Consider the following 12,755-nt stretch of genomic DNA (forward strand, 5'->3'; position numbering starts at 1 on the left):
CCATATCAATACAGGACTCAGGCTGCTTCGTGTTTTTTTAACACTGTCTGCTTGACAGGGGTCACTTCATGCGGCCGGGGTTTGTTTTTATATAAACGCGTTAATGATCATGATAAAACAGATCGCACTGACAGAAATAATCGTTTCCATCGCCGTCCATGTCAGGAACGTTTCTTTTACCGTCATTCCGAAATACTCTTTAATGAGCCAGAAACCGGAGTCATTGACATGTGACAGAATCAAAGAGCCTGCTCCCGTTGCCAAAACGAGAAGCTCGCTGCTGACGCCCGGCATGACAGATGCAATCGGAGCAACAATGCCGGCCGCCGTCATCATGGCGACAGTCGCTGAACCTGTGGCGACACGGATGACCGCCGCGATCGTCCAGCTTAAAAGAACGGGAGAGAAGCTTGAGTGTTTCGCCATGTCAGCGATATACGTGCCGACGCCTGAATCAATCAGGACGTTGTTAAAAGCGCCGCCGGCTCCGATCACAAGCAGAATGGAAGCGATCGGCCCGAGACAGTCATTGCTGAATTTTAAAATGCTTTCTCTGTCAAAGCCCTGATAAAAACCAAGGCTGAAAAAGGAGTAAACCGTGGCGATCAAAAGCGCCGTGACAGGGTCGCCGATAAATTTAAAAGTTTCATAGAGCGTGCTTTTTTCCGGAAGCGCAATTTCGGCAAGCGTTGCCATAAGCATCAGGATCACCGGTACCAATATCGTAAACAATGTATTTGCGAATCCCGGAAGCTTGCGTTTTTCATTCCGTTCAATAAATTGTTTTTTCAACAGTTCGGGAACGGGTTTATGAATGCGCTTACCAATCCATTTTCCGTAAAGCGGCCCGGCGATGATGGCAGTCGGAATGCCGACGATTAAAGAAAACAAAATCGTTTTTCCGACATTGGCGTGATAAATGCCGACAGCTGCCATCGCCGCCGGGTGGGGCGGAACCAATCCGTGCACGACGGAAAGCCCCGCAAGGAGCGGAATCCCGATCGTCACTAATGAAACCCCGGTTTCAATTGCAATCGTAAACAAAAGCGGCACGAGCAGGACGAAGCCGACCTGGAAAAAGACCGGGATGCCGACGATAAAAGCGACGGCCATCATCGCCCAATGCACTTTCTTTTTGCCGAAGCGGCCGATCAGGGTGTGGGCGATACGCTCCGCACCGCCTGATTCAGCCATCATTTTTCCGAGCATCGTACCGAGGGCCAGCACGATCGCAAGCAGCGACAGCGTATTGCCGAGCCCGGTTTTCATCGAAGCGATAATGTCCGGCAGATTCATGCCCGTTGCGAAACCGACAAGGATGGATGTAATCAGCAGACTGATAAACGGATTTAATTTAGCGACCGTAATCAATAAGAGTAAAACGATAATAGCGGCAATGACAATAAACAGTAACATGACCTTTTCACCCTTTCAAAGAAGAATTAACGGCTTTGTTTGAGCTGAAATTCACTGATGACGTCAAATTCATCTTTGAGCTTGTCATACAGCCGCTCGTATAAGTAAAACAGCTCAATATATGTTTCGCTGTTTTTGACGTTCGGTTCATGGCGGTGAGAAATTCTGATCCAGTCCTGAACATCCTCGATCCGTTCCATTTCGCCAAGGCTGTGCAAAGCGAGAACGGCAGCTCCGAGCGCCGAGGCTTCGTAACTTTCCGGAACGAGGACTTCCCGTCCCATCGTATCGGACAAAATCTGCCTCCAAAGCGGTGATCTCGCAAATCCTCCCGAAGCCCGCACGTCTTTTGCAGGGCCCGCCAAATCTCTCAGTGCGACACCGATTGAAAAGACGCTCATGATGACGCCTTCCAGCACCGCTCTGATAAAATGCTCCCGTTTATGGCGGAGGCTGATGCCGAAAAACGTTCCGCGGGCATTCGGATTCCAAAACGGCGCGCGCTCCCCTGATAAAAACGGCAGAAACAGCAATCCCTCAGAGCCTGCGGGCACTTTATCAGCGATATCAATCATTAAATCGTACGGATCAATGCCGAGCCGCTTCGCCGTTTCGACTTCCGGAGAAGCGAATTCGTCTCGAAGCCAGCGCAGCATAATGCCTCCGTTATTCGTCGGGCCTCCGATGACCCAATGCTTGTCAGTCAGCGCGTAACAGAATGTCCGCGCTTTTTCATCCGTAATCGGCGCATCCGTCACCGAACGCACGGCTCCGCTTGTTCCGATCGTAACGGCCACTTCGCCTTTGCCGATCGCGCCGACTCCAAGGTTGGCGAGCACGCCGTCATTTGCGCCGATAATAAACGGTGTATCCGCATGAATGCCCATCCGTGCAGCGATTTCCGGCGCAAGGCCGCGCAGCTGATGAGTGGTCGGCACGATGTCCGACAGCTGATCTTCCCGGATTCCGGCAATCCGGAGCGCTTCTTCATCCCAGGAAAGCGTATCTAAACGGAACAGCCCCGTTGCCGAAGCGATCGAATAATCGACGACATAAGTTCCGAAAAACTCGTGCAGAATATATTCTTTAATACTGATGAATTTGGCGGTTTTCGCGAATGTCTCCTTGTCCTGTTCTTTCATCCACACAATTTTGGAAAGCGGAGACATCGGGTGAATCGGCGTACCCGTTCTTTTATAAATATCAAAACCGTTCATCTCTTTTAAAATCCGTTTTGATTGCTCGGCGCTGCGGTTGTCCGCCCAAATGATGCTTTTGGTCAGCAGGCCGCCGTTTTGATCGACAGCTATCAATGAGTGCATGGCGGTGCTGATGCCGATTGCAAGCAGATTGTCAGGGCTCAGTCCGGCCTTTGTGACGGCGTCCCTGATGCTTCCGATCACCGCTTCCAAAATGTGCTCAGGATCCTGCTCGGCCCATGCCGGCTTTGGCTGTATTAAATCATAGTGAACCGAATGCTTGGCTAACACTTTGCCTCTTGGTCCGAACAGAACGGCTTTCGTACTGGTCGTGCCGATATCCAGACCGATAACAGCTTGGGTTTCCTTCATAATATATCCCGCCTAATCTGATTGAATAATAAGATAGATTGATAATGTATGCCCTTACAAAGTCAATTATAGGAATAATTTTTTTATAAATCAACGATGAAGAAGAAAAATTTTTTCATAAAATTGCCTCAATTCCCGCTGTATCGGCATTTTCTCTTTTGAAAAATAAATATTACAAACGTTTGTGCGCGATCATTTTTCTGATTTGCTGCAAGTTGGCGAGCGTTTTCTCCTGCCGCAGCCGGGCCGTGGCGAAATACAGTGTATCAATGACCGACAGCTGGGCAAGCCTTGCGGACATCGCTTCCGTTCTGAAAGCCGTTTCCCTTGTTGACGTATACAGCACCACGTCGGAAATCTGGGTGAGCGGCGACTTTTGGTAGCTAGTAATGCCGATCGTGCCGGCGCCGAGCGATTTGGCCGTTTTCACCGCGTCGAGCACGTCCTTGTTGCTTCCCGAATGAGAAATGCCGATGACTGCGCTATCGGGACCGAGAAGACCCGCTGACATCGCCTGAAAGTGAGAATCCGTGTGCGCGATGCAATTTATACCCGTACGCATAAATTTATGATACGCGTCTGTGGCGATCAGCCCGGAACCGCCGTTTCCGTAAAATTCGATTCTGTCTGCGCGGTGGATCATTTCTACCGCTTTTTCAACATCGGCCGGATCTAATAATTGAAAGGTATCGGTCAGCCCGGAAATGTTTGTGCGGAAAACTTTCCGGATGATGACTTCGATATCGTCGTCGGGGCTCATTTCTTCATGAATGTGCTGCACCGGCTCCTGAACGATCTCCTGAGCAAGCGCGATTTTTAAATCCTGATAGCCGGAAAAACCGAGCCGTTTGCACAGCCTGAAAATCGTCGCTTCAGAGCTTTTCGTTTTTTCCGCCAGCTGAATGATGGAAAGGTGAATCACGTCTTTCGGTTCCTTCACGATATGGTCTGCAATCGCTCTCAATTTTGGCGACAAACCTTTGCTGGCCGCCTGAATCTTCCCGATGCTGCTTGAATTCACAGGGGTCATGCTATAACCTCCCTACTCGAATGTAAACGCATACTTTTATGATAAAGCAAGTTCTGTCATAAGGGAATCAGGTTTTGTTTTCTTTACCGCAAATGAAAGAAAAGAGAAAAGTATATCGGGGACACCGCCTCAATGAAACTTCATACATCCGATTTTCACAAAAAGTGATCGTTCTCTGAAAAGTGCCGGTGCCCAATTCGCCGGCCATAAGTGTAAGCTGTCCTGTTACAGTTCAGTTTCTAGTGAGTTGCCGGCGCTTGAAGTTCCGGATGAATTTCTTCAAATTAGTGTTCCGCCATTAGCAGTCAGTTCTTTATTAACTGGATTGATCAAAAGAGAAGGATTATTAAGCAGGAGAACACTTGAGAAACACAGGCCTAATCAGTTTCTGGAGAAAAACTTCAAATTAATATAATAATCTAATTGCTCTGAAACGCGTACCATACATTATACTTTCAATGATTTTTAAACTCTGAGGAGGAAATTCACATGAAAGTAATTGCAATTGACTTAGATGGCACGCTGTTATCAGAGAACTTAACTATCCAAGAACAAGATGTAAGAGCTTTAAAGCTTGGACAAAAACAAGGTCATCTTGTAACAATCGCTACAGGGAGAGCTTTATTTGATGCAAAACACATCATCAATAAATATGATTTGGATTTTCCGATTATTGCTTCAAACGGCGCTCAAATTGATGTGGGAAATCAGGTAATATTCGAACATTTTATGGATTCAGATGTAATCCAACCTATCATCACTTGGTTAAATAAAGAAGAAATCTATTATCAGCTCTATTTATCTGACAAAATTGCCGTATCAAATCAAGGAATTCAGCAGCTTGAAAAAGAACTTTACAATACAGTAATGGAAGAACCTCATTTTAATCAAGAAGTATTTTGGAATTCTATTAAAGCTCAAATCCATCAATACGGGTTAGAGGAAATACCGGGTACAATTGACCCTATCGATTATCGGTATGTCATAAAATGTATGATCGTTTCGCCAAACCAAAGAAAATTAAAAAAAGCTAAAGAATATTTTGGACAACTGAAGGAGTGTGCCGTAACGAGTTCAGGAGCATTCAATCTTGAAATCACAAGTGCAGGAGTAGATAAAGGAGCGTCATTAAATAAACTTTGTGAACATTATGGAACGGATGCGCGGAATGCAATCGCAATAGGTGATAATTTAAATGATCTGCCTATGTTTCAGGCAGCAGGAATAGGGATAGCCATGGGGAATGCAGATAAGAAGCTTATTCAATTGGCTGCTTTTAAAACGTTATCGAATGATGAGTGTGGTGTATCTTATGCTTTTGATCATTACATTCTGACGAAAGAAGAAGACCCTAAACCGCGGAGTATACAGCCATGAGCCATTTTGTGAAAAGATGTTTAATCTATATTGCCGGATTGTTTATTTTATCCATAGGGGTTGTATGTATGATTAAATCTAATACCGGGATTGCCCCCTGGGATGCTCTAAACGTGGCTTTATCAGAAATAATTGGCCTTACAATCGGGTCATGGGTTTTCATTGTCGGAGGAATCCTTATCTTTATAAACAGCCTCATAAAAATGCGGTTTCCTAATCTAGCCGGTTTTATTCCGATTTTTATTATTGGAAGTTTTGTTGACCTTTTAAACTTAAAGGTTCTTTCGTTCTTAAAAACAGATTCTGTAATTCTTCAATGGAGTTTATTTTTGATAGGGTTGTGTATATTGGCTATGGGAATCGCTATTTATTTAAGAGCATCTTTTCCTTCGATACCGAATGATGAATTAATGTTGGCTATTACTGAACGTACAGGTTGGGGTATTAATATTACAAAGACGATAGGGGAAGCTTTAGCTTTTGTGCTTGCAATCATTCTTCAGGGGCCGATTGGGATAGGAACCATCATTGTGCTGCTATGTCTGGGGATATTAGTAGGTTTATTTGACAAACTATTACACAAGATGGGGAAGCCCCGTTCTATTTATAGTGTGGGACAGGAAGGCGCACATATTCATGCAGGCCATGATAAAACTATTATTTAAATGCTTTTTTTCCCCTTGTGTTATTCAGTGTGAAATCCTGATAACGCTGTCTAAGAAGGAGTAACAGTAATGACAAACATTACAGAGATAGCAAAGAAAGCGAACGTTTCCCGGACAACAGTTTCTAGAGTTCTCAATAATCATCCTTATGTAAAACCTGAGAAGCGGGACGCTGTGTTAAAAGCTATGAAGGAATTAAATTATGTACCAAATTTCAACGCGATTAACCTATCCAGGGGGAAGACAAATGTATTCGGAGTCATTGTTCCTAAAATCAACCATCCGTTTTTCAGTAAACTGATTGCCGGAATAGGCGAAGAGTGTAATAAACATAATTACAGTTTGCTTGTGCACCAATCAAATAACGATCCTGAACAAGAAATGGAGTTTTTTAACAGATTGAAATACAAACTTATTGACGGTCTTATTTTGGGATCCTGTGTAAGCCCCCATCACGTACTCGACGAGATATCTGGGTTTGGCAATATTGTTTCCTGTGAAGCTTCTGCAAGCAAACAGGTTGCACATATATTTATTAATCATGAGTCAGGAATCAAAATGGCAATTGATCATCTGCGAAATCAAGGACATCAATCCATTGGTCTATGTATAGGAAATCCTAAGAGCGGTGTTGGCATAAGCAGAAAAAAATCATTTTTTCACTTTCAAAATGAATACGGATTGAAATGGAGTGATAATTGGTACTTTGAGGAACAGTACACTATTGAAAATGGTATAGAAATAGCAAAATTATTACTAAATAAGTCACCTCGTCCTGAGGCAATGGTTGTAGGAAGTGATTATGTTGCGGCAGGGATCATTTATGAAGCGAAAAGACAGGGAATACGAATACCTGAAGAACTGGCGATTATAGGATTTGATAATCAGCCGATATCTAAGGTAATAGAACTTTCAACGATACATCAACCGATTAAAGAGTTGGGACAAACAGCAGCAAATTTATTATATAACTTAATGAATAACAAAGATGTCCCCAATATAAATAAGTTGAACCTAAAACTTATTAAAAGAAAGTCAACTTAAAAAGACCACTTTATGGTGGTCTTTTTTGCTTAGCGCAGAATCAGCTCTGGGGCAGGCGCTTTGAAATGAGCTCTTTTTTTCGTTTCATCTATAAAACTGAAGGGCTTCATGGAATCGTAGAAGCTTTTCGGAATTTCTGTTTGAACAATATATATAAAGTGCTGATTACGCCATATTAGGGGCCGGCTCACCCCGCATATGAATATAAACATGGTCAGTCAAAATGTCTTAAATAGGTGATAAGAAAACCAGCGGCAAAAATTAGTATTGACTTTGAAAATAGAAGACTGTATATTATGTTACTATATTCAGAAAATAAAAACTCAAGAGATTCATTTAACATAAAACACTGTGAACGGGAGCAGTAAAAGAATCCAGTCAGAAAAAGAGAGCCGCGGGTTGGTGCAACGCGGACTGATTGTTCTTTGAACTCGCCCGGAAGTGGCAGGGCGGAACGGAATTGTCGGAATATTCCCTATGTCCTAACGGCTGACCTTCGTTAAAAGGTTTTTAAGCTGGATTCCGGATATTCGGGATCAACAAGAGTGGTACCGCGGCTGCCTGAGGCACGCCGTCTCTTTTCCCAAAGAGGCGGCGTGCTTTTTTATGTGATGAACACTTTTTGCGAGAGGGCGTGTGATAGATGGAAAAGGACAAGCAAACATTAAAACGGACGATGTCGTCCAGACACATTATGATGATGGCGCTTGGAGGCGCAATCGGGGCCGGGCTCTTTAAAGGCAGCAGCACGGCGATTGATGAAGCGGGGCCATCCGTGTTATTGGCCTACCTCCTCGGCGGAATCATTCTGCTGTTTATTATGCAGGGGCTGGCCGAAATGGCAGTCAGAAACAAACATGCAAGGACGTTCCGTGATTTGGTTCAGCAGTCTCTCGGGTCGTACGCTGCATACTTTTTAGACTGGATCTATTGGAAAATGTGGGTGCTCAATATTGCCGCGGAGGCGGTCGTAGCCGCCATTTTCATTCAATATTGGCTGCCGGAATGTCCGATATGGATATTGGCTTTGATCATTTCCATTGTGGTGACGGTCGTAAACATGCTTTCTGTGAAACTGTTTGCCGAGACGGAGTACTGGCTCGCGCTCATTAAAATTACAGTGATTGTCATCTTTATTTTATGCGGGATTCTGCTATTATTTTTCTCATTCGGCAATCACACGGCGCCGGGGCTGTCTCATTTAACGGATCACGGAGGGTTTTTCCCGCATGGAGCGGGGGGCGTCATTACGGCGATGCTCGTCGTGATCTACTCATACGGCGGAACGGAAATCATCGGCGTCACGCTGGCGGAGACAAAAAATCCCGAAAAGGTGATCCCGAAAGCTGTCCGAAGCACGTTAACGCGGATTGTCGCTTTTTACTTGCTGCCGTTTTTCATCATCGTCAGCCTGATTCCTTGGAATCAAGTCAACAGCGTTCCGGAAAGCCCGTTTGTCATAGTATTTAAGATGATAGGGATTCCGGGTGCCGACCATATTATGAATGCCGTCATTCTTCTTGCGATTATCTCGTCTATGAACTCGGGACTGTACGGATCATCCCGCGTCTTGTTTACACAGGCTTCTGACGGCCGGGTGCCGAAAATCTTTTCAAAACTGTCGAAGAAAAAGGTTCCCGTTTATGCGATTCTGACTTGTACGTCATTTTTATATGTAGGCGTCCTGATTTCTTTATTCGCAGGAAGCCAGACGTTTAATTATTTGATGGGTTCCCTCGGCTATACCGTGCTGTTCATCTGGCTGATTATCGGATTCGCCCATTTGAAATCAAGAAAACATTCAACAGAACAACCGGCTTATTACGTCAAATGGTTCCCGTACACGACATGGTTCGCGGTGCTTGCGCTTTTGGCCATCTTGGTCGGCGTGATTGCCACGACATCCATCGTCATTACATGCATCACTGCGGCCATCTATCTCCTCATTACGGCTGCGTATCTCGTGAAAGGGAGACGTCAATAAATAAAAAAACTCTTGCCCCGCGGCAAGAGTTTTTTTAATGAACGGCCTTTTTTTCTGCGGCCAGAGCAGGTGTTTTCAGTTTCTTCGGTGTTATATTCACAAAACAAATGCTTGTGACGATCAGAAGCAGTCCGGCTAAAAGGCTGACGGTCAGCGGCTCATGCAGGAATATCGAGCTGACGGTAATGGATATGAGCGGGATCAGGAAGGTGTAAGAGGCGACCTTGCTTGCTTCCCCTGAACCGACAAGCGTAAAAAAGGCGAGCCAGCCGAGCGCGATAACAAAAACTGAAATGAACAGAAGGCTCAGAATGAACGGAGCTTTCCATTGAATCGCTGAAAAGCTTTCTGAAAAATGGCCGGAGCTGACAAGCAGCACGCCGCCGATCAGAAGCTGAAGAGCGACCATCCAGATAGAATCCGCGCGTCCGCCCGTTCTTTTCACATATACCGTGCCGAGCGCCCAGCTGACCGCGGAGCCTAAGGCCAAAAGAATGCCGGCGATGGAAATATGGCCTCCGAAACCGGCTGCGCTGATGACGGCGACACCGGCAAAGCCCAGAATAAGACCGGCTATTTTTAAAGGATACATCGATTCCCCGAGCCACAGCCAAGAAAAAACGCCCATTAACACCGGCTGGAAAAACACGATGGCTGAAAATAAGCCGGCAGGCAGGTAATTCAAGCCGACCGTTTGCAGGCCGTAAAATAAAGTAATATTTAAAATGGCAGAAATAAGATAGATCGGCCACGTTTCTTTAAAACGCAGCTTTTTAAAACGGGGCAGCGCAACCATTAATAATAGAAGTCCGCCGATCAGCGTGCGGATTCCGGCAAACAGAAGGGGCGGCGAATAGGCAAGCGCGGCCTTTGTCAGCGGCCAGTTAATTCCCCATACCGTGACTAGAAACGCCAGCATAAGAGCCGTCTGTATTTTCGAAAGCTGTTTCACGTCGTTCACTCCTTGTAGAACAATTCCATCATATGATACGGTAATCAGTAAGATAAATAAAATGAATCTTTTTTATAAGGAGCATAAGTAAAACGTTATGACGATTACACAACTGCGGGTTTTTGTTCAAATCGCTGAAACGGGAAGCTTTACAAAAGCGGGGCAGGCGCTGAATATGACGCAGCCCGCCGTCAGCCATGCCATCTCTGCGCTTGAGTCAGAGCTCGGCATCAAGCTGATCGTCCGCGAGCGCCGCAACGGCGTAAGGCTCACGGACACGGGCGGAAAAATTCTCGTCCATATCAGAGAGGTGCTCAAAGGCATAGAAAAAGCCGAGCAGCTGGCGGCAGCGGAAAGAGGGCTTGAACAGGGAACGATTCACATCGGCACATTTCCGGCCGCTTCCGCTTATTTCATTCCAAAGCTGATCAGCGTGTTTAAAAAACGGTATCCGAAGCTTGAGTTGGTGCTTCATGAAGGAACGGTTAACGAAGTAAAGGAATGGCTCCGCTCCCGGGTAATAGATGTGGGTATCACTCTTTTTCCTACGGAAGACATGGAATATCTGCCGCTGAAAAAAGATAAAATGGCCGTCGTGCTTAGAAATGATCACCCGCTTTGCAACTGTGAGTCAATCACTCTGAAAGATCTTGACCGCCAGCCGATGATCATCTGTGACGGAGGATACGAATCACCGTTTATTGATATGTTTAAGGAGGCAGGATCTGAACTGACTGCCGCATTCACTGTTTACAACGTCAATACGTCCATCAGCATGATCAAAGAGGGACTGGGAATTGCGATATTATCACAAATGTCTATGTCGGGAATATCGCTGCCGGAAAATGTCGTGACAAGGGAACTCAATCAGGCGGTGTACCGTGATGTTCTGCTTGCCGTTCCTTCTATAAAGGAGGCTTCATTGGCGGCAAAACTTTTTATTCAAATCGCACAGGAACTCACAAAGAACGAATAAAAAAAGACCCTAATCATCATAGGGCCCTGAATCTTATCGGTTAATTTTAAAAGAGTTAGTCGTATTGACAAGTTTTGAACCGCTGAACGTAGCTTTGACACGATAATAACCTGTCTTGCATCCTTTTAAAGAGAATGACTTAGTCACCCTTACTGAGAAAGAAAAGGTTGTTTTTTTACAAGTCGTCCATTTCTTTCCGGACTTTCGCTGTAAGTATAGGTTTCCTTTAAAAGTTCGATCTGACGGATACGCTGTACTGAGAGTAAAATCGACACTTTTCGCTTTTTTAGTGTAGTAGGAGGCATCGGTAAATCCGCTTACATTTAAATTCTGCTCAGTGCCGGAGTAAAAGTCTGCGGCATATGCCTTATCGGTGTTTCCTGTAAAGAAGATTGCTGCCAGTAAAGCTGTTGTGAGTGCCATTAAGATTTTTTTGCGCATATAGACTATGACTTCCTTCCTATTCAATATCATACATATCTTAACATTATTGGGTTTGTTCTTTCAACGATAGATTTTCACTTTTATAGGATGAAAAGCTCGTCATATCTGAATGTAATAGATTCATTCATACAGAGTTCACTAGTGACGACCGCTGACTGATTGTTCGAAGATCATCGAATCAAATTGTTTAACTCACGGGAAAAGCTGTGGTAAGGTGTGTGGTAGAGACCTTGTTTAAGATCTGCTTACACTAAACCATAAAGGAGAAAACGATGGCTGAACATACATTGAAAGATACTGCGTTTTCCGTATTGAATTTATCGCCGGTCGTACAGGGGGGAACGGTTGCTGAATCGTTCCGCAACAGCATGGATTTAGCGCGCCGCGCCGAGGAGTGGGGCTATAACCGCTATTGGCTTGCGGAGCATCATAATATAGAAGGCGTCGCCAGCTCGGCAACGGCGGTGCTGATCGGCCACATCGCCGGCGGCACGAAAAAAATCCGCGTCGGTTCTGGGGGTATTATGCTGCCGAATCATTCTTCACTTGTGATCGCGGAGCAGTTCGGAACCCTTGAAACGTTATATCCGGGGCGGATTGATCTGGGGCTCGGACGCGCGCCGGGGACCGACCAATTAACGGCGAGAGCCTTACGAAGAAACATAAACAGCGGGGAAGATTTTCCGGAGCAGCTTGAAGAATTGAGAAATTACTTCAAACCGACAGGCAATGTGCGCAATCAAGTCCGCGCCATTCCGGGCGAAGGGCTGGACGTGCCGATCTGGCTTTTGGGCTCAAGCGGCTTCAGCGCGCGTCTTGCGGGAGAGCTCGGGCTTCCGTTCGCCTTTGCGGCTCACTTCTCACCGAAAAATACCGTGCCCGCTCTTGAACTGTACCGCAGCTCCTTCCGTCCGTCAGACGTACTGGATCAACCGTACGCGATGGTCGGCGTCACCGTCATTGCCGCCGATACGGATGAAAAGGCGGAGCATCTGGCAACATCGCATTATCAAAGATTTTTAGACCTCGTCCGCGGCACGCCGAACCAGCTGAAGCCTCCTGTTGAAGACATGGATCAAATCTGGTCGCCGTATGAAAAAGCGATGGTCAATGATCAGCTCAGTTCAACGATCGTCGGCGGACCGGAGCGTGTGAAGGAAAAGCTGGAAAGCTTCATCCGGACAACACAGGCGGATGAAATCATGGTGAATTCAGAAAGCTTTGAGCATGCCGACAGAATGAGATCATTTGAAATCATCGCCGAATTAAAAAACAGCTGAGCAAAAAAAGCAATGT

At 45.6% G+C, this 12,755-nt stretch carries 11 protein-coding genes and 1 other annotated feature; of the genes, 6 read left to right on the forward strand and 5 right to left on the reverse strand.

Translation table 11 applies throughout. The annotated features are described in order from the left end of the window. Nucleotides 1-87 precede the first annotated feature (87 nt). From ACWHAR_RS13140 to ACWHAR_RS13150, 3 genes are all read right to left on the reverse strand, one after another. Entirely contained in the window at nt 88-1,416 is a 1,329-nt protein-coding gene (locus tag ACWHAR_RS13140) for a GntP family permease (RefSeq protein WP_007407373.1), read from the reverse strand. 26 nt (nt 1,417-1,442) lie between these two features. After that, nucleotides 1,443-2,987, reverse strand: coding sequence for a gluconokinase (gene gntK / locus ACWHAR_RS13145; protein ID WP_032876357.1), 1,545 nt, complete (start codon nt 2,985-2,987; stop codon nt 1,443-1,445). A gap of 172 nt (nt 2,988-3,159) precedes the next feature. Then, a complete protein-coding gene (locus tag ACWHAR_RS13150; protein WP_032876360.1) occupies nt 3,160-4,017 on the reverse strand; it encodes a MurR/RpiR family transcriptional regulator in 858 nt (285 codons plus the stop codon). A gap of 489 nt (nt 4,018-4,506) precedes the next feature. Between ACWHAR_RS13150 and ACWHAR_RS13155 the strand changes: the two genes are divergently transcribed. The 4 genes from ACWHAR_RS13155 (at nt 4,507) to ACWHAR_RS13170 (ending at nt 9,087) form a co-directional block, all read left to right on the forward strand. Beyond that, complete coding sequence (locus ACWHAR_RS13155) at nt 4,507-5,394, forward strand: Cof-type HAD-IIB family hydrolase (RefSeq protein WP_032876363.1); 888 nt, start codon at nt 4,507-4,509, stop codon at nt 5,392-5,394. Then, nucleotides 5,391-6,059, forward strand: coding sequence for a YczE/YyaS/YitT family protein (locus ACWHAR_RS13160; protein ID WP_032876366.1), 669 nt, complete (start codon nt 5,391-5,393; stop codon nt 6,057-6,059). Before ACWHAR_RS13155 ends, ACWHAR_RS13160 begins: the two co-directional genes overlap by 4 nt. A 69-nt stretch (nt 6,060-6,128) precedes the next feature. Beyond that, complete coding sequence (locus tag ACWHAR_RS13165; protein ID WP_032876369.1) at nt 6,129-7,103, forward strand: LacI family DNA-binding transcriptional regulator; 975 nt, start codon at nt 6,129-6,131, stop codon at nt 7,101-7,103. 342 nt (nt 7,104-7,445) lie between these two features. Then, nucleotides 7,446-7,685, forward strand: a binding site (T-box leader). 61 nt (nt 7,686-7,746) lie between these two features. Continuing rightward, nucleotides 7,747-9,087, forward strand: coding sequence for an amino acid permease (locus tag ACWHAR_RS13170; protein WP_007613881.1), 1,341 nt, complete (start codon nt 7,747-7,749; stop codon nt 9,085-9,087). A 34-nt stretch (nt 9,088-9,121) separates the two neighbouring features. On the opposite strand, the gene ACWHAR_RS13175 is transcribed toward ACWHAR_RS13170, so the two are convergent. Next, nucleotides 9,122-10,039 carry a DMT family transporter gene (locus ACWHAR_RS13175; protein WP_032876372.1) on the reverse strand — a complete coding sequence of 306 codons (918 nt, stop codon included), beginning with the start codon at nt 10,037-10,039 and terminating at the stop codon, nt 9,122-9,124. Nucleotides 10,040-10,136: 97 nt separating this feature from the next. Between ACWHAR_RS13175 and ACWHAR_RS13180 the strand changes: the two genes are divergently transcribed. Next, the gene (locus ACWHAR_RS13180) at nt 10,137-11,015 is read left to right on the forward strand and encodes a LysR family transcriptional regulator (protein WP_032876375.1); all 879 of its coding nucleotides are present in this window, start codon (nt 10,137-10,139) and stop codon (nt 11,013-11,015) included. Between the two features lie 33 nt (nt 11,016-11,048). Here the strand turns inward: ACWHAR_RS13180 and ACWHAR_RS13185 are convergent, their stop codons facing one another. Then, the gene (locus ACWHAR_RS13185) at nt 11,049-11,456 is read right to left on the reverse strand and encodes a hypothetical protein (RefSeq protein ID WP_032876379.1); all 408 of its coding nucleotides are present in this window, start codon (nt 11,454-11,456) and stop codon (nt 11,049-11,051) included. Between the two features lie 275 nt (nt 11,457-11,731). On the opposite strand from ACWHAR_RS13185, the gene ACWHAR_RS13190 reads away from it, so the two are divergent. Beyond that, on the forward strand, nt 11,732-12,739 hold the full coding sequence (locus ACWHAR_RS13190) for an LLM class flavin-dependent oxidoreductase (RefSeq protein ID WP_032876383.1): 1,008 nt from the start codon (nt 11,732-11,734) through the stop codon (nt 12,737-12,739). Nucleotides 12,740-12,755: the final 16 nt, after the last annotated feature.

It is taken from the genome of Bacillus sp. LR--39 (assembly GCF_053613335.1).

Bases quoted from the DNA above. Each gene is read 5' to 3' on its own strand.
- ACWHAR_RS13170 (WP_007613881.1), top strand. From the start codon at position 7,747: ATGGAAAAGGACAAGCAAACATTAAAACGGACGATGTCGTCCAGACAC.
- ACWHAR_RS13190 (WP_032876383.1), top strand. From the start codon at position 11,732: ATGGCTGAACATACATTGAAAGATACTGCGTTTTCCGTATTGAATTTA.
- ACWHAR_RS13150 (WP_032876360.1), bottom strand. From the start codon at position 4,017: ATGACCCCTGTGAATTCAAGCAGCATCGGGAAGATTCAGGCGGCCAGC.
- gntK (WP_032876357.1), bottom strand. From the start codon at position 2,987: ATGAAGGAAACCCAAGCTGTTATCGGTCTGGATATCGGCACGACCAGT.
- ACWHAR_RS13165 (WP_032876369.1), top strand. From the start codon at position 6,129: ATGACAAACATTACAGAGATAGCAAAGAAAGCGAACGTTTCCCGGACA.
- ACWHAR_RS13180 (WP_032876375.1), top strand. From the start codon at position 10,137: ATGACGATTACACAACTGCGGGTTTTTGTTCAAATCGCTGAAACGGGA.
- ACWHAR_RS13155 (WP_032876363.1), top strand. From the start codon at position 4,507: ATGAAAGTAATTGCAATTGACTTAGATGGCACGCTGTTATCAGAGAAC.
- ACWHAR_RS13160 (WP_032876366.1), top strand. From the start codon at position 5,391: ATGAGCCATTTTGTGAAAAGATGTTTAATCTATATTGCCGGATTGTTT.
- ACWHAR_RS13140 (WP_007407373.1), bottom strand. From the start codon at position 1,416: ATGTTACTGTTTATTGTCATTGCCGCTATTATCGTTTTACTCTTATTG.
- ACWHAR_RS13185 (WP_032876379.1), bottom strand. From the start codon at position 11,456: ATGCGCAAAAAAATCTTAATGGCACTCACAACAGCTTTACTGGCAGCA.